1 protein-coding gene is annotated in these 255 nt (G+C 68.6%); it reads left to right on the forward strand.

All coding sequences use genetic code 11. The annotated features are described in order from the left end of the window. A partial coding sequence (locus VSR34_RS39230) for a Phenylacetic acid catabolic protein (RefSeq protein WP_342965328.1) occupies nucleotides 1–255 on the forward strand: 255 nt, incomplete at both ends.

The following is a 255-nucleotide window of genomic DNA, read 5'->3' on the forward strand; positions in this document are numbered from 1 at the left end:
CTGGCTGATGCCGTACACGCGCGAGTTCTTCAGCACCGACGCCGTGGAAACGGCCGTGGCCGAAGCCGGCATCGCGCCGCTCACCGCGCAGCTGGAAGCGGCGTGGCGCGCCGACGTGGAAGCCGCGCTCGAAGAAGCCACGCTCACGCTGCCCGAGCAGGTGTTCCACATCACGACCGGCAAGCACGGCGAACACTCGGAACACATGGGCTTCGTGCTCGCCGAGATGCAGAGCCTCGCGCGCCAGCATCCGGA

Origin of the sequence: Paraburkholderia sp. JHI2823 (assembly GCF_038900695.1) — a bacterium.
In the GTDB taxonomy this organism is placed as follows: Bacteria; Pseudomonadota; Gammaproteobacteria; order Burkholderiales; family Burkholderiaceae; genus Paraburkholderia; species Paraburkholderia mimosarum.